This window comes from Streptomyces pristinaespiralis (genome assembly GCF_001278075.1).
Classification (GTDB): Bacteria; Actinomycetota; Actinomycetes; order Streptomycetales; family Streptomycetaceae; genus Streptomyces; species Streptomyces pristinaespiralis.
On sequence record NZ_CP011340.1, the window covers coordinates 2,240,902 to 2,260,684 of the forward strand.

16 protein-coding genes are annotated in these 19,783 nt (G+C 73.4%); 5 read left to right on the plus strand and 11 right to left on the minus strand.

The window, feature by feature from the left end; translation table 11 throughout:
- Window positions 1-172: 172 nt before the first annotated feature.
- Both SPRI_RS39960 and SPRI_RS09350 read right to left on the minus strand, forming a co-directional pair.
- Complete coding sequence (locus SPRI_RS39960; RefSeq protein WP_005310709.1) at window positions 173-553, minus strand: hypothetical protein; 381 nt, start codon at window positions 551-553, stop codon at window positions 173-175.
- Window positions 554-631: 78 nt separating this feature from the next.
- Window positions 632-1,819 (minus strand): FAD-dependent monooxygenase, encoded by a 1,188-nt coding sequence (locus SPRI_RS09350; RefSeq protein WP_037773549.1) that lies wholly within the window; start codon window positions 1,817-1,819, stop codon window positions 632-634.
- Between the two features lie 297 nt (window positions 1,820-2,116).
- Here SPRI_RS09350 and SPRI_RS09355 point away from each other — a divergent pair, with 297 nt between their 5' ends.
- The 3 genes from SPRI_RS09355 to SPRI_RS09365 all read left to right on the plus strand — a co-directional run bounded on the left by SPRI_RS09355 (window position 2,117) and on the right by SPRI_RS09365 (window position 4,614).
- Window positions 2,117-3,103: an ABC transporter ATP-binding protein gene (locus tag SPRI_RS09355; RefSeq protein ID WP_005310713.1), complete on the plus strand. Its 987-nt coding sequence runs from the start codon at window positions 2,117-2,119 to the stop codon at window positions 3,101-3,103.
- Window positions 3,100-3,918 (plus strand): ABC transporter permease, encoded by an 819-nt coding sequence (locus tag SPRI_RS09360; RefSeq protein ID WP_005310716.1) that lies wholly within the window; start codon window positions 3,100-3,102, stop codon window positions 3,916-3,918. The genes SPRI_RS09355 and SPRI_RS09360 overlap by 4 nt, the downstream gene beginning before the upstream one ends.
- A gap of 147 nt (window positions 3,919-4,065) precedes the next feature.
- Window positions 4,066-4,614, plus strand: coding sequence for a YceI family protein (locus tag SPRI_RS09365; RefSeq protein WP_005310717.1), 549 nt, complete (start codon window positions 4,066-4,068; stop codon window positions 4,612-4,614).
- Between the two features lie 83 nt (window positions 4,615-4,697).
- Here the strand turns inward: SPRI_RS09365 and SPRI_RS09370 are convergent, their stop codons facing one another.
- From SPRI_RS09370 to SPRI_RS09395, 6 genes are read right to left on the minus strand one after another with little or no spacing between them, the layout of a single operon-like run.
- Window positions 4,698-5,681, minus strand: a complete 984-nt coding sequence (locus SPRI_RS09370; RefSeq protein WP_063805337.1) for a thiopeptide-type bacteriocin biosynthesis protein — start codon at window positions 5,679-5,681, stop codon at window positions 4,698-4,700.
- An 11-nt stretch (window positions 5,682-5,692) separates the two neighbouring features.
- Window positions 5,693-7,297, minus strand: a complete 1,605-nt coding sequence (locus SPRI_RS09375) for a nitroreductase family protein (protein ID WP_050791455.1) — start codon at window positions 7,295-7,297, stop codon at window positions 5,693-5,695.
- Complete coding sequence (locus SPRI_RS09380; RefSeq protein ID WP_053556850.1) at window positions 7,294-9,243, minus strand: TOMM precursor leader peptide-binding protein; 1,950 nt, start codon at window positions 9,241-9,243, stop codon at window positions 7,294-7,296. Before SPRI_RS09380 ends, SPRI_RS09375 begins: the two co-directional genes overlap by 4 nt.
- Entirely contained in the window at window positions 9,233-11,002 is a 1,770-nt protein-coding gene (locus SPRI_RS09385; RefSeq protein WP_053556851.1) for a hypothetical protein, read from the minus strand. The genes SPRI_RS09380 and SPRI_RS09385 overlap by 11 nt, the downstream gene beginning before the upstream one ends.
- Entirely contained in the window at window positions 10,999-13,671 is a 2,673-nt protein-coding gene (locus SPRI_RS09390) for a hypothetical protein (protein WP_078951234.1), read from the minus strand. Before SPRI_RS09390 ends, SPRI_RS09385 begins: the two co-directional genes overlap by 4 nt.
- Window positions 13,668-14,816 (minus strand): hypothetical protein, encoded by a 1,149-nt coding sequence (locus SPRI_RS09395; protein ID WP_238996212.1) that lies wholly within the window; start codon window positions 14,814-14,816, stop codon window positions 13,668-13,670. The genes SPRI_RS09390 and SPRI_RS09395 overlap by 4 nt, the downstream gene beginning before the upstream one ends.
- Before the next feature lie 259 nt (window positions 14,817-15,075).
- Between SPRI_RS09395 and SPRI_RS09400 the strand changes: the two genes are divergently transcribed.
- A complete protein-coding gene (locus tag SPRI_RS09400; RefSeq protein ID WP_037773551.1) occupies window positions 15,076-15,630 on the plus strand; it encodes a hypothetical protein in 555 nt (184 codons plus the stop codon).
- Window positions 15,631-15,779: 149 nt separating this feature from the next.
- On the opposite strand, the gene SPRI_RS09405 is transcribed toward SPRI_RS09400, so the two are convergent.
- The 3 genes from SPRI_RS09405 to SPRI_RS09410 all read right to left on the minus strand — a co-directional run bounded on the left by SPRI_RS09405 (window position 15,780) and on the right by SPRI_RS09410 (window position 17,925).
- A complete protein-coding gene (locus tag SPRI_RS09405) occupies window positions 15,780-15,959 on the minus strand; it encodes a thiazolylpeptide-type bacteriocin (RefSeq protein WP_005310732.1) in 180 nt (59 codons plus the stop codon).
- A gap of 35 nt (window positions 15,960-15,994) precedes the next feature.
- Window positions 15,995-16,168: a thiazolylpeptide-type bacteriocin gene (locus SPRI_RS37000; protein WP_078535228.1), complete on the minus strand. Its 174-nt coding sequence runs from the start codon at window positions 16,166-16,168 to the stop codon at window positions 15,995-15,997.
- 224 nt (window positions 16,169-16,392) lie between these two features.
- Window positions 16,393-17,925 (minus strand): SagB/ThcOx family dehydrogenase, encoded by a 1,533-nt coding sequence (locus SPRI_RS09410; protein ID WP_005310737.1) that lies wholly within the window; start codon window positions 17,923-17,925, stop codon window positions 16,393-16,395.
- Window positions 17,926-18,257: 332 nt separating this feature from the next.
- On the opposite strand from SPRI_RS09410, the gene SPRI_RS09415 reads away from it, so the two are divergent.
- Window positions 18,258-19,730, plus strand: a complete 1,473-nt coding sequence (locus SPRI_RS09415; protein WP_005310738.1) for a multicopper oxidase family protein — start codon at window positions 18,258-18,260, stop codon at window positions 19,728-19,730.
- The last annotated feature ends 53 nt before the right edge of the window (window positions 19,731-19,783 follow it).

The following is a 19,783-nucleotide window of genomic DNA, read 5'->3' on the forward strand; positions in this document are numbered from 1 at the left end:
GACCAGCCAGCTCGGCCAACTCCGAAAGTCTGGAGAGGCGGTCAGGCCTCGATATGTCATCCCCGTTGTCACTCACGCACGGAATGCTGTCACGGCCGTGTTCCCGCGAGCATCGCGGAAACTGGCCCATAGGGGACTCATACGGTTCGTGAGTGACGGAAATCCATGCAGATCATTCGGACCTGCTGATGCCGGCCTGCCCGCCGCCTCCCCGGGAACCGGGCGCCCAGGTACGCCAGTTCGGCGTCGAGGCGCCCCGCCTCGACAGCGCGGCCGGCTCCGGCCGGAGGCGGAGGCGGGAGGCGCGGGCCGCCGCTCCCGCGGCGCGGCAGCGGCGTGCCGCGCTTCTGCCGCAGCCGCGCAGGTGCGCCGGTGACACGCGGGCGCGGTGGCCGCCGCTGGTGATCAGCGCGTTCACCGGCGTCATCGGGTCGGCGGCCATCGTCTTGGCCAGCAGGACGCCTGCCACGAGCGGGAGCAGCGTCACGGCGAGGGCCGTGCCGGCCGTGGCGGCGCCCCGGACGCGGGGGTGGCGGAGGGCTTCAGGGAGCATGCTCCGATTCGACCGGACGCGCGGCGCGGGGGGATCCGGCCGCGTACTCAGGTCGGCCGCGTGCCGTACTCAGACGCGTCACACCGCCGCGGCGACCACACTGCGACCCGTCTCGTGCGCGTAGAGCGTGGCGCGGTCGCGGAGGGAGGCGTGGACCGCCATCCGGGCGTCGCGGCGGCGCTGGGCCGGGCCGTCCGGGAGGTGGAGGACGCCCGCGTTGCCGCGGGAGCCGCGCTGGATCTCGGCCGTGCGCGGGATGCGCAACGCCTCGTAGCGGGCGAGGCTGTCCGCGATCCGCTCCTCGGGCGCGTCGGTGAGGCAGGCCGCCAGGTCCATCGCGTCCTCGATCGCCTGGCCCGCGCCCTGCGCCATGAACGGCAGCATCGGATGGGCCGCGTCGCCGAGGAGGGTGATGCGCCGGCTCGACCAGGTGCGCAGCGGCGGCCGGTCGTGGAGCGCCCACTGGTGCGTCACCTCGGTCGCCTCGACGATGTCGGAGACCAGGCCGGTCCAGGAGCCGAACGCGCGGCGCAGGTCCTCTGGATCACCGGGCGCCGACCACGACTCTGCGGGCGCCTCGTCCATCGGGACCGTCGCCGCGAAGCTGAGGTACTCGCCGGCGGCGACCGGGTAGCACACGAAGTGGCCGCCGGGGCCGAGCCAGAGACGCACGAGGCGCTCGCGGGCCGCGTCCGGCAGGCGGTCGGCGGGGACGAGGCCGCGGTAGATGCCGAGGCCGGCGAAGACGGGCTCGTCGCGCACGAACGCCTCGCGGACCGTGGAGTGGATGCCGTCCGCGCCGACCACCACCCCTGCGTCGCGCACGGTGCCGTCCTCGAAGGTCAGCCGCACGCCGCCGGTGTCCGTCTCCCGTGCGCCGCGCAGGAGTTCGCCGAGCCGGAGCCGGTCGCGGTCGACCAGGGACAGCAGCGCCTCGTGCAGATGGGCGCGGTGGATCGAGTAGTACGGCGCGCCGAACATCCGCTCGCACTCCTCGCCCAGCGGAGTACGGGCGACGGGCCGGCCGGTCCAGCCGCGTACCTCCATCGCGTCGATGCGTACGGCGTGCTCGCGCAGTGCGTCGCCGAGGCCGAGCCGCAGCAGCGGCCGGACGGCGTTGGGCGAGAGCTGCACCCCCGCCCCGACCTCGGCGAGCCGCCGGGTCTGCTCGTGGATGACGTAATCCGTACCGTTCGCGGCGAGCGCGCCGGCGAGGGTCAGTCCGCCGATGCCCGCACCGACCACCGTGATCCGCGGCCGTCTCATTCCGCCCACTTCCCCGAACCCCACGTCATGACCGCCTTCCGCGTCAGCTGCTCCGTCGGCAATGCCCTGAAGGATGTGCGGCCCGCGCCGCGCGCCGCAACGCCCGTCACATGGGTGCTGACACCTGTCGCCGCTTGCGTGACGTCCGTCATCGGATGCCTCCCGATCCTGCGGACACCGCGCTGACCGGGCCTAACGTCGCGACAGCGACCCGGAGTTCGGTCTTCGGGCGAACGGCAACACCGGACCCGACAACAGCACCGGGAGGCACACAGTGACCGAAGCGGAGGGACCGCGGTGACCGCGGTGGCCGTGGACGGCCTGCGAAAGCGTTACGGGGACCACGAGGCGGTGCGCGGCGTCGACTTCACCGTCCGCGACGGGGAGATCTTCGCCCTGCTCGGCCCGAACGGGGCGGGCAAGACGACCACGCTCGAGATTCTGGAGGGCTTCCGCGACCGTGACGGCGGAAGCGTGGAGGTGCTCGGGCGCGACCCGGGCAGGAAGGCCGACGGGAGGTGGCTGCGCGGGCAGATCGGGCTGGTGCTCCAGGACATCGCCGTCGAGCCGTACCTGTCGGTGCGCGAGACGATCGCGCGCAACGCCGGCTACTACCCCGAGCCCCGCGGGGTGGACGAGGTGATCGACCTCGTCGGCCTCGAGGAGAAGCGGGGCGCCAAGGTGAAGGACCTGTCCGGCGGCCAGAAGCGGCGGCTCGACCTGGCGCTCGGCGTCGTCGGCAACCCGCAACTGCTGTTCCTGGACGAGCCCACCACCGGCTTCGACCCGAACGCGCGGCGCGGTGCGTGGGAGGTCGTGCGGAACCTGCGCGACGCGGGCACCACCATCGTGCTCACCACGCACTACATGGACGAGGCGCAGGCGCTCGCCGACTCGGTCGCCGTCATCGCCGGCGGCCGGATCGTCGCCGCCGGCACTCCCGACACGCTCGGCGGCCGGGACAGCGCGCTGGCCAGGATCCGCTTCGCGCTGCCGCAGGGCGCCGCGATCGCCGACGTGCCCCTGCCGGTCACCGACGCGGAGGACGGTCTGGTGACGGCGGAGGCCGAGGAGCCGACCGCCGCGCTGCACCGGCTCACCGAGTGGGCGCTGCGCCGCGGTACGCCGCTGGAGCGGCTGACCGTCGAACAGCCCACCCTCGAGGACGTCTATCTGAGCCTCACCGGCAAGTACGCGGAGAAGGAAGCATCCTCGCCGTCCTCGGAGCGGGGGCGCAGGCCGTCCCCCGGCCGGGGACGCCGACCGGGACGGAGCCGCTCATGACCACCCTGACCCCCACCACGGCCACCGGCGCGGGGCGCTCGGCGGCCCGTGCGGACGCCCGCGGCGACCTGGCGCTGCTGGTCCATCAGATCCGTTACGAGCAACTGTCGTTCTGGCGCAATCCGCAGTCGATGGTCTTCACCTTCGTGCTGCCGATCGTGATCATCACGATCTTCGGCGCGGTGTTCAGCGGCGGCGCCGACGAGAAGTTCTTCTTCGGCCTGACCGGCATGCAGTACTACACGCCGACGATCGCCGCGGTCTCGGTGCTCGGCGCGTGCTACGGCCAGCTGGCGATCATCCTGGCGATGCGCCGGCAGACGGGTGTGCTCAAGCGGCTGCACGCCACCCCGCTGCCGGCCTGGGTGTACTTCGCCGGGCTGCTGGTGCACTGCATCGTCGTCAGCGTCATCGACGTGGCGCTCGTCATCGGCATCGGCTCGCTGTACGGCGTGCCGCTGCCCACGCACTGGGCGGCGGTCACCGTGACGCTGGTGCTGGGTGCGGCGAGCTTCTGCGCGCTGGGCGTGGGGGTGGCCTCGCTGATCAAGAACTCGGAGGCGGCCCCGGCCGTCGTGCAGTTCATCCAGTTCCCGCTGGTGTTCATCTCCGGCAGCTACTTCCCGATCCACTCCGAGGTGCTGAACAACATCGCCGGGCTGCTCCCGGTGAAGCCGTTCAACGACGCGATGCTGGCGCCGTTCGCGCACAACGCCGGTTTCCAGTGGAAGGAACTCGCGGTCCTCGCCGCCTGGGGCGTCATCGGCGCGCTGATCGCGGTCCGCAGCTTCCGCTGGGACCCGCGGCCCGAGTGACCCTCACCCGCACGCACCACCGCGCTCCGCGGAAGCGGTGCGGGCACAGCAGTCGACAGGGGGCCTCCGTTGCGGGGCCCCCTCGCTGCCTCCGTCTCCTCCGATCCTTCTCGCACCGTTCTCGCACCCCGAAGGGAAACCCCCACCATGTCCCTCACCGACCACTCAGAGGCCGCCACCGGGCTGACCGCCGCCGCCGTCGACGGCTCCTGGACGCTCGACGCCGGCACCTCGTCCGTCGAATTCACCGGCCGGCACTTCTTCTTCCTGCCGGTCACCGGCTCGCTCCCCGTGCGCTCCGGGAGCGCCGTGCTCCGCGGCGGGCTGCGGAAGGTGGAGGCGGAGGTCGACGCCGCCGGCTTCAGCACCGGCAACGCGAACCGCGACAAGGCCGTCCGCGGGCTCGGCTTCCTCGACGCGGACCGCTTTCCCTCGATCCGGTTCACCGGTGAGCACCTCACCACCGGCGAGCCGTGGCGGGTGACCGGCCTGATCGAGGTCAAGGGCCGGTCCGTGCCGCTCGCCTTCACCGTCGACACCGGGGCGTGCACCGTCTCGCCGGACGGCACACGGGCGGTCGTGCACGCGACGGCGGAGCTCGACCGGCACGCGTGCGGCGTGAGCGCGATGCGCCCGCTCGTCGGACCGCGGCTGCGGCTGCGGGTCACGGCGGCGTTCGTCCGCACGGCGGAGTGAGCGGCGCGCACGTACGCGAAGGCCCGGCCGGAACGTTCCGGCCGGGCCTTCGTGCGGCCCCGTGGGGCGGCGGGGAGGGGGAGTCACCCCGCCGGGGCCGGCACCCGTCCGGCCTCGGGGGGCCGGACGGGCTGGGGGGCGGGCGGCTCGGCGCCGTCCGTCCCGGGGGCAGGCGGCATCGCACCGTCCGTGTGGGCGACGGGGAAGACGTGTGCGAGCCACGCGTACGTGCGGAGTTCCTCGAGCAGGCTCAGCCCGAGGCGGTTGTGGAGCATGTGCGCGTGCGAGAACAGGACCATGCCGGGGTGCGTGTCCGACTTCTCGCGGAGGTCGCCGGTCAGCGCCGCGAGCCCGTCGTGCCAGCGGGCGAACACCCCGTGGTCCAGCGGGTCGACGGGTGCGGCCCCGGCGGCCCGGGTGATGGTGGTGACGGAGTCGAGCAGGTCGCCCGGGTATCCCGCGTCGCCGGCCCAGGCGCGCCAGGCGCCGAGACCGTGGGCGTAGAAGTACGTGCGTTCCGTCGCGTCACCGAGGGCCGCCGCGGCGGCCATGGTGCCGCGCAGGGCGAGCAGGGCGCGGTGCCGCTCGGTCACGGCCTTGGGGACCAGGCCGAGGACCAGTTCGCTGGAGAGGCGGAAGAGGGCCTCGGTGGCGGGCATCAGCGCGGGGCCGCCGTAGCGGTCGAACTCGGGCTCGTAGATGGCGCGGTGGACGCCGGGGGCGAGCAGTTCGCGGACGTTCCGGTCCTCCCCCTGCTCCCCCGCGGACGCCAGCTGTCCGGCGCTCCGCCGGTAGTCCTCGGCCGCCAGGGGTTCCTCACCGGCGGTGAGCCGGCCGGCGTCGGCCAGCCGCTCCCGCAGGGCGGCCTCGACCCGTCCGTACGTCGTCGGGTCGAGGTCGGCGATGCGCAGCCGCAGATGGGGGCCGGCCTGCCAGTAGCGGATGAAGAACCACGGCCGGTCCGCCGCCAGTTCCCGCACGGTCGGTCCGACGACCCGGGTCAGCACCCGGTCGTGGGCGGACCTGGCGGTGGTGGCGAGGTGCAGGTGCCACGAATTCCATGTCATGGAGCGCTCCTTCACAGTCTCAGGTCGAGCAGCGCGCCGCCGGTGTCCTGCGGGACTCCCACCACCGCGGACAGGACGATCGTCTCGTCCTCCTCCAGGCCGAGGACGCGCTGTACGGGTATCTCCTTGAACGCCCTGACGGGGCGCGCGAACAGGCCGGACGCCGCGGCGGACAGACACAGCCCGTGCACGGCCCAGCCGCAGGCGTGCTGCGCCGCGCCCCAGCCGGCCGGGCCGAGCCGCGCGAACAGCTCCCTGGGCCGTACGGACAGGAACACGCTCATGGGTGCGTTCTCGATGCCGCAGCCGTTGACGGGCGAGACGCCGTATCCGTAGTGCTCCTCCAGCAGGGCGGGTGCCTCGGCGTCCCGGCGCAGCAGGCGGGCGGTCCCCGCCTGTGCGCGGTGCACGCCGTCCTCGTGGCCGTCGACCCCCTGGGTGACGACGGTGATCCTGACGGCGTCGAAAGCCGCCGCGAGTTCGGGGCCCGGCGGCGGGACGGCGAGCCAGCGCAGGGCGGTGTCCAGTGCCTCGGCCGGCACGCGCCGGCGCCGTCCGGTCATCCCGTGCAGGGCGCGCGGCATTCGTCCCGAGTGGCGCTGCCAGAGCAGTTCGGCCCAGTCGGGGGTCCGCCGCGAGGCCGGCAGGCCGGCCGGGACGGCGGTGGTCAGCGGTACGGCGTCACCGGTGTACGTCTGGGTCCGGTTGATCCGGACGAGGTCGGCGAGCGCCGGGTCCCGCCGGGCGACGTCCGACGGAAGGGGATCGGGCGCGGTCCCGGCGGTCGTGGCGGTCGGCGGGTCGCCCACGTCGAGCACGAAGGGCAGCGACCACTCCCAGGTGCGGTCCAGGCCGATGCCGTCGAGCACGGCGTGCGCGCCGGCATCCGGCGGCCTGAGCCGGGCCGGCAGCCCGAACAGCTCGAGTCCGATGCTCAACGCCCGCAACACGATGCCCAGTTCGATGGCGACGAGCGAGCCGCGGAACCACTTGTAGGCGGAGGGGATCGCCGTGTAGCGCCCGGTGAGCGCGATCCGGCGGCCGGGGCCGGGACCGGGCGCGCCGGTCAGCGCGTGCCGGTCCGGCTCGAGCAGTCGCCAGGGGTCCTCGCCGCCGCCGTCCACGAAGGCGTGGACGGGGAAGAGGCAGCGCGGGGAGGCGTAGGACCTGTGGTCGTTGTACGGGTTCTCCGGCTCACGCCGCTGCGGCCCGAACGCGGTGACGAGCGCCCGGCCGAGCGGGTCGGTCACTCGGGAGCCGCCGGGGACGGGAGTGCCGCCCGCCGGCCCGGGGCCGCCGGAGACCGCAGCGCCACCCGTCCGCCCCGGGCCGCCGGGGACCCGTGGGAACGGCATGCGTTCCAGGAGGTCCACCGTGCCCAGCGGCAGGGTCGTGCGGGCGCCCCGGCCGCGCGGCGGCGGGGGCGGGACGTGATCGTCCGGCGGCGGCTCGGGCGTCCACGTCCACTCCGGCGCGGCCGGTTCGTCGTCGCCGGCGCCGTACGCGTACCAGAGCGGTTCGCGGGCGATGCTGTTGTCGCCCTCGGGCCCCGGCAGGTCGACCGGGCAGCCGCGGCCGGTCGCGGACCCGCCGCGGGGTGCGGTGGGCGCCGTCACGGGAACGGGTGCGGGTCGTAGGGGACGGCCCGGTGCTCCTGGCCGGTGCCGCGCAGGGCGGCCTCCAGCCTCGGCAGCCCGGCGAGGCGCTGCTGGGCGTGCCCGAAGCACATGGGCACGATGCCCGGCACGACCGCGCGGGCGACCGAGATGCCGGCGTCGGCGTGCTCGCGGCTGGTCTGGTCGACGAGCACGACCTGGTCGAGGCCGGCGTCGGCGAACAGGCTCCGTACGAAGTCGAGCGCGCCGCGGACGTCGCCGCCGGACTCCCGTGCCAGGCGCTGCGGCCAGCCGGGGAACGCCTCTTCCAGTGCGACCGCGGGGCCGCCGAGGGTGACGGTGGCCCGCTCGCGGGTCTCCGGCAGCGAGGAGAAGCGCACATGGTCCTCCAGCTCCTGCACCAGCCAGGGGTCCTCGACCATCGGCTCCACCTGTTCGCGCGTCCAGTCGACGGGGTTGGTGACGAGCTGGGCGACCTCCCGCAGGGCGCCGCGGATCGCGGACCGAGGGTCGGCGCCGGAGCCGGCGGAGGAGAAGGTCGCCGGGAACGGGTTCCTGCGGTTCACCGCGAGGACCCACACCACCGGCAGGGCGATGTCCCGGGTCGCGACCAGGAGGTGCACGTCGAAGCCCCTGGCCCGGACCAGCTCGATCATGGCCCGGCTCGTCGGGTCGGTGATCGACGATTCGGGGATGTACGGCAGCGGCCTCGCCCGGTACCAGCAGGTGAGGAAGGCGTCGCGCTCGGCCAGCTCGAACAGCGAGTGGAGCGCGGCCTCCTCGAGGTTGGCGCCCACGGCGCAGCCGCTGGAGGACTCGTAGAAGTAGTGCTTGCGCTCGTGCGGGCCGACCGCGCGGGCCGCGCGGCGGTCCCTGCGGAAGGCGTACTCGTACTGGTAGAAGGCGTGGTCGGCGGGGACGAGCAGGGCCCGGCCGTCGGTGAGGTCGTGGCCCCACACCCAGTCCATTTCGGTGTGCTCGTCCGAGGGCGTCACCCGTGAGGTGGGGTGGTCGAGCTGCTCCTGCGTGTACCTGCCGAGCGTGCCGGGGTCCACGGCGTACTCGGCGACGTCCTTGTACGCACGGCCCGTGAGGACCGGGATGTCGTACGGGAAACCACCGAGGCGCTCGTACGCCTCCAGCACGGCGACCGGCTCGGTCTCCGCGAACGTCTGCGCGCGGCCGTGGCCCATGGCGGGGGCGTCGGCCACGACGGCCATGCTCATCGCGAACGGCGCGTGGGACTCGCGCAGGATCGCCCGGACCGGTCCGAAGCGGGCGTCGACGAGGCGCTCGCGCAGCAGACCGCGTGCGACGAGGCGGCTGTCCGCGGACCGGGTCGGATCCCCGGCGGAGGCGGGCCGGCCGGTGAGCGCCGGCGGCAACGGGGGCGCGGCGCCGTCCAGTTGTTCCGCGTCCGGCCCGCACAGCGGGCAGTGGAAGCTGCGCGCGACGCGGTGCCGTCTCAGCCCCTTGGCGGAGACGGCGTAGGCCTCTCCGGGCCCGAGCGGCCGCTGCGCCAGATACTCCAGGGTCGCCCGGAGCAGTTCGGGGAGCAGCGGCGCGCTCGGGGACGGGGCCGCGGTGGCCCGGGTGAGGTCGCCGACGAGAGGGTGTTCGCGGATCGTTCTGTCGCGGACCTCGGCGCAGCCCGCGCAGCCCGCGCCGGTGCCCGGCCGCCACAGTGGGCCGATCACGACCTCGTCGTCGTGGAGCCGCACCGAGAGGTGGCCGCGGCCCGAGGCGGCGGCAGCGGCGAGCTGCCGGCGCTCCCAGTCGAGGTCCCAGCCCCGGTCGACGGCCACCGTGCCGTCGCTCGCCTCGGCGAGGAGCGCGATGACGCCGCGCCAGGTGCCGTCGGTGTACGGGGAGCCGGGGCGCCCGGTGAGCCCGGGTCCGGTGGCGACGCCCGGTGACCGGGTGCCGGGGGCCGTGTCAGTTGCCATCGTGGGTCTCCCGGGGGCGTTCCTCGGCCACTACGGGCCCGTACCAGAGGGGGATCTCGCCGAGTACGGCGTCGACGCGGGCCGGGTGGCCCGCCCAGCCGCGGCCGGTCTCCGCCGCGTGCTCGGTGAGCTGCTTGCGCAGGGTGCCGAGGACCGTGCTGTCGGCGAACAGCAGGGCGTCGGTGGAGACTTCGTCGACGGGGCCGATGCAGCCGGACGCGGCGGCGTCGGCCGTGGTGCGCCCTGCCGGGGTACCCGGGGTCGGCGTGCGCCCGGCCGACATGGCCTCGGACGCCGTGCTTCCGGACGTCGTGCTTCCGGACGTCGTGAGGGTGCGGGCGAGTGCGGTGCACCAGGCGTTGCGTACGGCCTCCGTGGCGGTGGCTCCCCACGCCTGCCCGAGCACCCCGGTGCCGTCGGTGACCTTGGCCAGGCGCCAGTCGAGGCCGGGGACGTGCAGCAGGCCGACGGCCGGTCCGCTGGCAAGCAGCGGGCGCAGGTGTTCCCGGATGCGGTGGGCCTCGGCGTCGACGTCGTCGTCCGTCGCCTCCCCGAGCGGCCGGGCGTCCGGCGTCAGCGTGCGCAGAGCTCCGTCCAGGAGCCAGTGTTCCTCCGTGAGCCCGGCGGCCGGGACGCCGTCCGCCTTCGGGCTTTCTGCCCGCAGCGCGGCCAGGGCGGCAGCCACCGTGGCGGTCTCCTGATGCGCCGCCCAGGCGACGACGGTGCCGGGGCGGCCGCCGCGCTGCTCCGCCGCGCGCAGCGCGAGCGGCATCTGGGGCAGGTCCTCGCCGGCGGCCGACGCGATCAGCCCCGTCCAGCGGCGGGCGACCGCGCCCGCCGCTTCGAGCGCCGTCTCCCCTTCCGGCATCGGCTGCGCCACGGCGTCCTGGAGGGAGCTCGGTCGGCCGGTCGCGGCCGCCACGTGAGCTCCCTCGACGGTCACCCGGTCGGAGACCAGGTCCGCCCCGTGCACGACATGGGCCTCGCCCATGGCAGCCGTACCCGTGAGGGTGTCGAAGATCAGTTGTCCGGCCAGTGCGCCGGCGAGGGCGTCCGCGACCGGGCGCGGTGCGGGGGTGACGTCCTCGGCGTCCGCCCAGGCGAGCGCCCGGTCGCGGAAGGCCGCCCAGGTACGGGCCCGGCCGGCTCCGGTGAGGGCCGGGCCGACGAGCGTGACCCGGCCGCCGAGCAGCAGCGGGAAGTAGGGGACGTGCTCCGGCAGTTCGGGCACCTGTCCCCCGGTCGCGTCGAGGACGGCGTCCATGGCGTCGTACGTGCCGCGGCGGGCGTCGAGGGAGCCGGTGACGGTCACGTCCGCCACGCCTGCCCTGCGCAGTCCGCGGGCGGCCGGGCCGGTGGCCTCCGGGGGGCCGGCGACGGTCACCCGGGCGGTGCGCAGCCGCTGGAAGGCCGCGTACGGGTCGTCGTGCAGGGACTCCAGGCGGGCCAGCGGCTCGGGGTGCCGCTCGCGCACCGCCGTCGGCGGTTCGGGTGCGGTGAGGGCCGCGGTGTCGAGGAGCATGCCGCTGTCGCGGAGCTTGCCGACCAGGTGGCGCACGGCGGGGCGGGCCCGTTCCGTGCCGATGGCGGCGACGAGTTCGTCCTCGGTGGCCCCCTGCTCCAGCAGGGGGACGCATCCCTGGGCGACCGCGTGGAGGACATCGGAGCCGCGGAGCACGAAACTGCCGCGGACACCGCTGAAGTAGACGCCGCCGGGGACCGGCGCGAAGTGGAGATCCGGTCGGGCCTTGAGCTTCATGACTGCTTCCCCTCGCCGGCGCGGTGGTAGGTGAACCGCCCGCCCGCCTCGCGGCCGACCTCGACGACCCACTCGGTGGCGTGCGTGCCGTCGACGACGGACGGCAGGGCCTCCTCCAGGTAGCTGCCGCCGGTGTCGGCGCCGCGGCGGTCCAGCATCCTGGGCAGTACGCGGGTGCTGAGGGCGCTCGTCAGGTCGACGTACTGCGGCTTCTGCTGGAGCCTCTTGGACTGCACGTCGGGTGCGCCCACGGACAGCGGGCCCTCGTCCTCCGGGGCGGTCTTGATCACGACCTCCTCCGCCACACCGTGGCGGGCGCGCCACGCGTTGACGGCGAGGAGCCGGTCGTGCTCCTCGGGGCCGGCGGCCACCGCGGCGGCGAGTTCCTCGCCGCCGTACCAGCGCCGCCGGCCGATCAGCACGTCGCCGACGGCCATGCGGGGCGCGGTCCTTGTGGTGCGCCCGTCCCACGGGGTGGCGGCGTGCCAGCTGTTCGGCAGGCTGTTGAAGAGCCGGCCGCTGATGACGAGACCGGAGGCCACCGACAGCGGCGGCGGGAACAGTCCGGGGTGGCCGGTGCCGAGCGGCAGCACCCGCAGCGGGGCGCCGTCGGCGTCCTCGACGTGCAGCGTGTCGGTCGCTCTGTCGTGCACCAGACGCAGGGTGAACCAGTCCTCCGGCGTGAGGCCGCCGGGCAGGATCGGCGTGTGGGCGTTGACGTTCAGCCGGTGCAGGCCGAGGTCCTCCGTGACGCGGGCGCCGTCGAATCCGTAGGCGCGCCGCAGGTGTTCCTCGAGGAGCGGCAGCGCCCTGCCGCCCTGGCGGCGGTCGGCCTCCAGGAAGCGGGCGTAGAGCATCCCGTGCCCGGGCAGCCCGTCGTTGAGGATCAGCTGCTGCCCGGCCTGCTGGAGGAGCACGCCGTAGATCAGCGGGTCCTGGCGGAAGCGGTCGGGCAGCGCGTCGGTGAGTCCGGCGACGTCTCCGGGCGTCAGGACGAGGGTGTCCTCTCCCGCCTCCGCGACCTTGGTCAGGCGGGTGTGGACGGCCTCCGTCAACTCGCGGCGCAGCAGGTACATCCGCTCCAGCGAGCCGTCGGCGGGGCCGATGCCGGCGAGCGCGGACGGGTCGCCGGTGCCCTTCGGCCCGTACACGGCGTCCATGGCGGCGGCCCGGCGCGAGACCTCGCCGACCACGAAGGCGGCGTTGGCGGCGAGGGGCACGTCGGCCCCGGCGCCGAACCGTTCGACGAACGCGGCGGTCATCAGGACCCGTACGTCGTGCAGCCAGTCGAAGACGGTGAGGAGTTCGACGGCGGGCCCGAGGTCGGCGAGGGGCTGCCGCCATTTGTCGGTGGCCACCTTGAGCGGTGGCATGACGTAGTCCTCCTCGACCGTGATCCGGGCGGGCCGCCGGGCGAGGTGGCTGAGCCTGCCGAGGTCGTCGCGCAGGGAGGCGAGGACGGCGCCGCGGCCGGCGGCGGGCGCGGCCGCCAGCTCCGGCAGGCCGGCCTTGATGCTGTCGGTGAGCCCGGCGGCGCGGGGGTCGCCGGGGCTGAGCAGGTCGTCGTAATCGGCGGCCCCGTCCTCCGCCTCGTGGAACGAGCACAGCAGGCCCTGGCCGAGGGCGTGCCGCACCCGGCGCTCCGCGTCCTGCTCCGCGCAGCCGGCGCGTTCGGCGACGTGCCTGACCACGGAGGGGTACGGGCGGGGTCCCATGGAGACCGCGTCGAGCAGGTCACCGGCGGGGCCGTCGAGGGGCACGGCGAGCCGGCGCATGCCGGCGTCGGTGAGCTTCAGGAAGAACAGCTTGCCGGCCTCCGGGTCGGGCGCGGAGGTGGGCGGCAGTCCTACCCACAGGTCCGCGAGCGCCGCGTCGTCGGGGGCGGGCAGGCCGCCGAGCACATAGCCGAGCATGACCCGGTCGAGGCCCGGGAACGCGGTCGCGCCGGTGAACGGCACATCGTCCGGGTCCACCCCCTCCGGGTCGGGCTCCGCGATGCCGACGGCGGTGAACCGGGACAGCGGGCTGGTGCGGACCATGGCCCGGGTGACGTACTGGATCAGTCCGCGCTCCGACTTGCGGGTACGGGCGGAGACGTTGCCGGGGCCGAGGACGGCGGCGCGGTAGCGCTCCGCCTCCTGGTGCACCTCGGGCGCGACGAGCGCCAGCGAGCGCAGCAGGTCGTCGTCGCCCAACAGGGCGGCGAGGCGCTCGCGTTCACGGTCGGCCGCCGCCGCGTAGCCGCTCGTGATCTCGTCGCGCAGCCGCTCCCTGCGCTCGCGCGCCGCGAGCCACCGGTCGACGGCGGGGGTGGGGACGGGCGGCTTCTTGGGGGCGCGGTCGTTGTGGACGGTGCGCCGCAGGGCGATGAGTTCGCGGCGCTCGGCGTCGTCGGCCGCGTCACCGATGCGGTGGTAGAGCTCGTCGGAGCACGCGTCGGCGGCCGTGCGCAACGCGTTCTCGGCGTCGGCGAGTTCGGCGAGCAGTCCGCGCTGCCCGGGGTCGGCGAGCCGGGTCCGGCGCAGCGGATTGACCCGCAGGAACCAGAGCGGTTCGGGTTCGGGCGCCGTGGACACGGACGCCGGGGCCGGGTCGGGTGCGGGCGCGGCCGGGGGGCCGGCGGTGGCCCATGTGGTGTGGGTGGCTGATTCGGTCGTGGGCGCGGTCATCGTGGGGCTCCCGTGGGGTCGGCTGTGGTGGCGGCGCCCGCACCGGGCCGCCGGGCGTCCAGTCGCTCCTGCCAGGACGTGCCGAGGACGTCGTCCACCGTCTCGGCGACGGCGAAGCACATGTAGTAGCGCTGCATCGGCGAGACGGTCAGCAACGGCAGCTGCTCGTAGAAGAGGTTGGTCAGCAGCCGGAACGCGGCGAACCACGGCGAGGGGTCGGCGACCGCTCCCGACGCGTCGACGGCCCGGTGGAAGTCGCTGTCCGGCTGCTCGCCCCGCGGGACGACGCGGGTCGCTCCGGGCGGGCCCATCTCCGTGCGGTCGACCCCCTCGGTGACGCCGTCGAGCAGTCCGAGCGTGAGGGTGCCCGCGGCCACGGCGCTCTCCAGCGCGCCGGAGCTGTACGCGAACGCGGTGCGCCACTCCGCCGCGGCGGGCGATACCTCGCCGCTCAGGCGCTGTTCCACGACGGCCCTCAGCCGCGGCGCGTCCTCGGCGAGGCGCTGGACGAACAGGGGCCTGACGTCCTTGGTCGGCGCGGCCCAGGCGAGGAACGCCTCGACGTGGGAGCGCGGTGAGAACACCCCGTACGCGGGGCCGAGATAGTGGGTGTCGGCCAGCGCGGCGAACGCCTCGGCGAGGCGGACGGTGGCGGTGCCGGGGTCGTGGGCGATGCCGTCGATCGTCCGCAGCAGCGGCTTGTTCAGCGCGCCGAGGACGACGGTACGGAAACGGTCGAGCCTTGGTTCGCGGGAGCGGGTGTCGCCCGGGGCGACGGCCTCGACGGCGCCGTGCTCGCGCAGCGGAAGGTACGGCGGCTGCACCGCCTCGAGCCGGCCGAACTCACGTGCCTGCTCGAGGTAGGCCTCCTCGGTCAGTGCCCGCGGCGGGTCCAGCGGCCCGGCGTCCAGCCGGCGCGCGACGTCCGCCCAGTCGGGGCCGCCGCCCGGCAGGCCCGGCGCCGACAGCGCGAGGATGTCGACGTGGGGTCCGTGCAGCCAGCCGCGCCGCAGCTGGACACCGGCCGCTCCCTGCTCGCCCAGTGCCCGGGCGACCGGCACGACGTGCCGGGCCAGCCATGCCGGTGTGACCGGCATCCGTGTGTGGAGCCGCACCCCCGTCAGGCCGGCGGAATCCGGCCTCACGGCAATGCGCTCCGGCGCATCTACCCCCATTTTTTCGCACCTTCCGGGAAATCGAGAAATGACTCGGGAACACCGAATCGAAATGTCGGCCCTGAATGCCTTGCGAGAATCATGTGACACGGAAAAGCGGCGAGGAAGGCGATGCGGGGCGGCCGCTTACATACGTCACCGCTTTCATGACACCCGCGCCGCCGGCATGACGGTCCGCCCGTGGCCGAAACCCGTCAGCCGGGCGTGGAGATCGCTGTACCCTCCGGCCATGACTACGGACACGGAGTGCCTGACACTCACGCAGAATCTGCGCCGCCGCGGGGCCATAGTTCTCGCGGTCTTTGCCCTGGTGTGGGCTTTTGCGGCCGGTTCCGGCATCGCCGCGATGCCTATTTCCGTCACGGTCGGGGCGGTGGGCGCCGTACTGACCGTCGTGGCCGTGGTCCTGGCGTTCCGCGGAGCGGCGGGCCCGGCCCGCCGCATGGTGGAGCTGCCGGAGAAGTGGAACCGCGGGGTGGGCCTGGTGAACGCCGTCGAGGTGGTGGCCGTCTTCGCGGTGATCGCCGCGTCGAACGCGACGGGCCACGCCGAGCTGATCCCGCCGGGGATCTGCCTCGTGGTGGGCCTGCACTTCTTTCCGCTCGCGCGCCTCTTCGACCAGTGGCAGTACAGGTGGACGGCGGTCCTTCTGACGGCCGTCGCGGTCGTCGGCGTCGTGGTCGCCCTGGCCGGCTCGACCGACGAGACGGTGCGCGTCGTGGTCGGGGCGGGTGCCGCGGTCGTGCTGTGGCTGTCCTCGTTCCATGTGGCCGTGCGCGGCTGAGAGTTCCCCGCGGGCCGAGGTCCCGCCGGCGCGCGCGAGCCGGGATCCCGCCGGTCCGGGGGCCGGGCTCCGGCGCACAAAAGGATGTACCCATCCAGCTCCCGGCTGGATGGGCGCATCCTTTGGAACGTCCGATCAGATACCTCGGATCAGCAGGCGGAGCAGGTCGAGGACGAGGACGACGAGGTGCCGATCGAGCCGCTGGAGGCGCCCATCTCGGGGAGGGCCACACCCTGCGCGACCTCAAGGGTCTCCAGCTCGTCGACGTCGAAGCTCTCGAAGGCCTTCGCCGCGTCGTCGCCGTTGTTCTTGATGTCGTCGATGCTCATTGTCTGGATCCTTTCGGGATTCGGTCGAGGGGTACTCAGCAGGCGGAGCAGGTGGAGGACGAGGAGGACGAGGTGCCGATCGAGCCGCTGGAGGCGCCCATCTCGGGGAGGGCCACACCCTGCGCGACCTCGAGGGTCTCGAGCTCGTCGACGTCGAAGCTCTCGAAGGCCTTGTCCGCGTCGTCGTTCTTGATGTCGTTGATGCTCATTTTGAATTCCTTTCCGAATTCTTCTGTGCAACCCGTCCGGCTGCACAACCAATAATGCTCGGCCGGCCACCACGAAGCCAGACTTTCCGTGCCCACGCTGACATTTATCACCGCACGAATAACTGCGGTCACGCCGGAACCGCGGCCACCGGAATACAAAAGCGCCGCTTCTCCTCGCCCGGAAGTGGGCGGGAAAAGCGGCGCTTTCGCAGGTCACGGCCGGCCTATGTGTCCTTCTGCAGCGACCATTGCGGATCGTTCAGCATGCGCCAGCCCGCCTCCGGTTCGCCGGCCACGGTGTCGTCCGGGCTGCGGCTGCCGAGCAGGAAATCGCCGACGGACGACTCACGCAGGTAGTCGAGGCCGAGCACGCGGGCGGACATGTCGGCGTCGCCGTTGCCCAGCCCGCACGGGGCGAGGCCCATCGCCGTCGCCACCAGGTACATGGTCTGGTAGAGCACACCGGTGTGCCGGAGGGTCGTCGCGTACGCGATGGCGCGGTACTTCCACGACATGCGCTGGAAGCGTGCCGTCATGGTGATCAGTACGTCCGGTCGCGCCTCCATGCCGGTCGCCCTGGACGCGACGTGGAACAGCGACTCGCGGTCGGCGGCCCCGTCGTTGACGAGGACGAGGCGGTGGGCGACGGGGTCGTAGTAGTAGATGCCCGCGTCGAGGCCCTCGCAGCGCCGCACGGTGACGTACAGCTCCAGCTCGTAGCCCTGGCCGCCGCTCGGGTAGGGGCGCGAGACGACCTCGTCGCGGCCGCTGCCCTCCTCCGGCGTGTAGTGGGCCCGCACCCGGGCCACGCGGTAGAGGAACTCGCCGAGCTGCCGTGCGGTCAGCGCCTGTTCGCCGTAGGAGCGGATGGAGCGGCGGGTCTCGACGGCGGCCGTCAGCGACGGGTCGCGGTCCGCGATGTCCTCGCGTGCCGGCCGGTGCAGCTCCACGGTGGGGCCCTCCGGTGCCGGCTTGATCGCGGGCTGCGGGTCGATCTCGTCCCGGTAGGGGTAGACGGCGCCGAACACGTCGTCGTAGCGGCCGGACCGGACGCGGGAGTGGAACAGCAGGTCGTGGAAGTCCCACTGCCGCAGCGTCGGTTCCGTGTCGGAGGCGAAGGCGCCGTCCGCGTGGGCCTGTTCGGCGAAGCCGGCGCCCACCAGGTGGCGGAGCACGTCCAGGGTCTCGCCGTCCGAGAGGCCGCCGGCCTTCGCCAGGCTCCCCGCCGTGACCGGCTCCCCGAGCGCGGCCGCGATCTCCCTGGCCGCCGGGTCGGACAGGACGGCCCTGAACTTCACCAGGGGCGACTCGAGCACCAGGGCGCCGTCCCGTGAGCGCAGGAACGCGAACCGGGAGAGACGTACCGGCACTTGGGCGTCCACCTCGCCCGCCATGTACTCGGCGTCCCGGGCGGTCGGCTCGAGCCTGATCAGCTCGCGGCGCCCGCCGGGGCCGCCGTGGGTGAGGACGCTGCGGGCGACGAGGTGGCCGACGCGGTCGAGGAACCGCTCCACCTGGACGCGTTCCGCGGGCCGCAGCCCTTCGAGCAGTTCGTGCACCGGAGTCGGCCCCTGGCTCAGACGCCGCAGCGCACGGCGGATGCCGCCGCGCACCGGACGCAGGGTGAAGGCGGTGACCGGGCTCGTCAGGGTCGCCGACTCGCCGTCGAAGGCGACGTGGACGTCGTCGCGGAAGACGGGCGCGGCCCGTGGCGGCGACGGCGCCTCCCCGGTCTCCCGTGGTGAATTCGTCTGCATGGTGGTCTCCGCTCGCGTGATGAGGACAGACGTCGGTCATCACTCTCGCGCCCGGGCACCGCGGAACCGCCGCCCGCGCGCAATTCCCGTGACATCGGCCGGTACCCGTCATGACACCCGTCATCGGTCTCCGCCGTTTCTCCTACGCCGTGTCACTTCGAATACGCGCCGCGCCGCCGGTAATTCGGCGTTCCGTTCCGGTGACCGAGGTCATGGAACGGGTGACACATGACAGCGGACGAACCCGTCGGCTCGGAGTTCCGCACTTCTCCGCGCATGCTCGGAACACGAATTCACCGCACATCACGGCTACTTCAGTAAGGAATCACCTCGTGCTCACTCGTCGTCATGCAATACGGCTCGGGCTCACCGCGGGCGCCTTCGGCGCCGTCGGCGCGGCGGGCGGGCTCTTCCAGACCCTGGCCGCGGGGGGACCGGCGAACGCCGCCCCGGCGGGCGCCGGGGCGGCGGCAGGGCCGGCGGTCACGCCGTTCACGGTGCCGCTGCCGGTGCCGAAGGTGCTGCGCCCCTACCGCAGGACGAGGTCCGCCGACCACTACGCGGTGGCCATGAGCCGGACCTCGCTCGAGATCCTTCCCGGTCGGCGCACCGAGGTCCTCACCTACAACGGGTCCTTCCCCGGCCCCACCATCCGGGCCCGCTCCGGGCGCACCGCGGTCGTCAGGCAGATCAACCTGCTCGACATGCCCACCTCGGTGCACCTGCACGGCGCGAACAACCCGGTGGAGAGCGACGGCGGGATGATGGACACGATCGCGCCGGGCCGTTCCAAGACGTACGTGTACGCCAACAGGCAGCCGGGCGCGACGCTGTGGACCCATGACCACGCCCATCACATGGAGTCCGAGCACGTCTACCGCGGCCTGTCGGGCCTGTATCTGCTCGGCGACGAGCAGGAGGACGCGCTCGGCCTGCCGTCGGGGCGCTACGAGGTGCCGCTGGTCCTGCGGGACGCGCACTTCGACGCGTCCGGCCGGATGGTGTACACGATGGACGACGCCGAGAACCGGACCACGATCCTGGTCAACGGCCGGCCGTGGCCGTACATGAAGGTCGAAGGACGCAAGTACCGCTTCCGGATGCTCAACTCGTCCAACCTTCGCATCTTCATCCTGGCGCTGTCCGACGGCAGCCAGGTGACGCAGATCGGCGCCGACGGCGGACTGCTCCCGGCGCCCGCGCCCACTCCCGTCCTGGTCCTCTCCCCCGGCGAGCGGGCCGACTTCGTCATCGACTTCTCCAAGTACGCGCCGGGCACGCAGCTGGAGCTCAGCAACATGCTGGGGCCCGGCCCCGCCGACCTGGTCGGCCGGATCATGCGCTTCGACGTGGGCGACAGGACCCCCGACGACAGCCGGGTCCCCGACGTGCTGACGACCCTGCCGGCGCTGCCGAACCCCACGGTGGAGCGGACCTTCGAGCTCCAGATGGACGAACCGGGCAGCGGCGGCCACCAGGCGTACATCAACGGCAGGACCTTCGACGCGAACCGCATCGACACCGAGATCAAGTGGGGCACCACGGAGGTCTGGACCGTCACCAACGCCAGTGTCACCGTGCCGCACAACTTCCATACGCACCTGGTCCAGTTCCGCATTCTCGAAAGGGACGGGCAGCCGGTCTACCCGGCGGAGGCGGGACTCAAGGACACCGTGCTCCTTTTCCCCGGGCAGACGGTCAAATTGCAGATGACCTTCGACACCCACCGGGGCGTCTATCCGTACCACTGCCACATGATCGACCACAGCGCCATGGGAATGATGGCGCAGATGAAGATCGTGTGACCTCTCCCGCAGGACGATCCGCCTGATTCTCCAGGCATTTCCGACGCGAAAAG